The organism is Pseudomonas brassicae (genome assembly GCF_010671725.1).
Lineage (GTDB): Bacteria > Pseudomonadota > Gammaproteobacteria > Pseudomonadales > Pseudomonadaceae > Aquipseudomonas > Aquipseudomonas brassicae.
In genome coordinates this window covers 1-1615 of sequence record NZ_JAAHBU010000459.1, presented here as the reverse complement: position 1 = coordinate 1615, position 1615 = coordinate 1, and the positions used below count along the sequence as shown (strand labels likewise).

The window sequence follows — 1615 nt, the reverse complement described above, 5'->3', positions numbered from 1 at the left end:
AAACCGACGAATCAGGCTGCTTTCGCCCTTGTAAAAGTGACCTGGCCTGCGGTGTTGAGACCCTCTGTCCACTTGCGATCGGTGAAATACGTCCCCTCCATATACAGCCCATCACCGACTCTTTGACGAAGACTCGGGCAGCACCAGTATGGGTATTGGTGTCGGTCGCCACTGGGATTTGGGTGTAGTTGACGAACATGTAGTTCAGCTCTAGAAGACCCGTCTGATCGCTGGGCCGTACAGAGACGCTAATGGTCTTGGATTCTGAATAGCCGTCGGCGGATGCGAATTCCATTTTGACACTGAACAGACGCGCTTTGATTTTGACCTTACCAGGCACCGAGATGAGCGAAGCTCCATCGCCTTGGCCGAGCCATTTTTGCATGATCCCCCAGTTGGATTTCAGCTGCATGTCCCACTCTCCATCAATGGGAGGGAGGTACTTACAAACGAGGGGCAACCTGCAGATCCAAACGAACAGCGGGCTCTGACCCAGCACCCAGAAAACACCAGCACCGATTGTGACTGCTGACGTGACGGGGCGCCGAAAATCCATCAGCGGGCCCGCAACCAGGGTCGTGATGTCTCTGTAGTTCATGACCAGGAAAACCACCACGCAGGTAGTTGCGAAGTACGCCAGGGTCTTGGTGATCCCTATGACTTGATACATTCCGTACCTCGTTTTCGACTGGTAGCACCCTACCCTATATGCTCTACCGGGTGGTGTACATGGCATTCTGGCCAGCAATCCAACATCTTCCGCCGCAACCCCAGCGGGCAGGTCAGTCAATTACCAGGGATCACGCACTTCCCTCTTCCAGGTAGCAGGGCATACCGCCAAGAATCTATTTCTTGTCCCGTTTAGCTGCGATCAATGCCTCAAACGATTCCCTGTTTGACATTCCCTGCCTCTGCTTCTCGGCCAAAAACGCTGCGTCCAGGGCAGCCGGATCAAACTGCTCCCGTGCGTACCTGACGATATCGAGCCAAAGCGTCCATGGCAGCGCGGTGGAATGGCTGTTGCGGCACCGATAACTCGGACGCTCCAGCAGCATGGGTTCACGTGCTACCAGTTGGTCGCACACACGTCCCAGTATCTGAAAGGGGCCTTCACTCATCCCTATCAACGTCGGATGATGCCAGAGCGATATAGATTGAATCGTTGCATGGGGATCAATCGTATGCAGGTCTGCAAGGCGCTGCGCCTCTCGCTCAAACGCTTCGTTACCAATTGTCGAAGCCAGTCGCTCAACGACTTCAAGCTCAGCCGAATTATGGCGTTCCAGGCTGATGACGTGCTTCTTCATGGGTCTCGCTCCGGGGCATGCAGTTGCTTTCTCATTCACTCTGCCGCGCGATCAACCCCGCTCATCATTCGAGCGCACTGAGCGTCAGACAGCAGTGCTGGATTCCGTATTCGAACAGTCTTCTGGCAGCCCAGTTGTTCAGAAAATTTGCGGCTCGTCACTGGATCTACCCAGTGTTTGACAAGCGTATTGTAGCGCTGGGTAGGGTCGTGATGCTCCACCAACCATTGATCAGGCTGAGTTGCTCAGGACTGGTTTATTGCACTGGGGACGGGTCGATCTCGGCCTCATGATAGTGATCTGGACAG

At 54.6% G+C, this 1615-nt stretch carries 2 protein-coding genes; both read right to left on the bottom strand.

Translation table 11 applies throughout. The annotated features are described in order from the left end of the window. On the bottom strand, positions 1-670 hold a 670-nt coding region (locus tag G3436_RS24340), incomplete at its 3' end, for a hypothetical protein (protein ID WP_243667302.1). A 175-nt stretch (positions 671-845) separates the two neighbouring features. Further along, positions 846-1307, bottom strand: coding sequence for a hypothetical protein (locus G3436_RS24335; RefSeq protein ID WP_163950427.1), 462 nt, complete (start codon positions 1305-1307; stop codon positions 846-848). Positions 1308-1615: the final 308 nt, after the last annotated feature.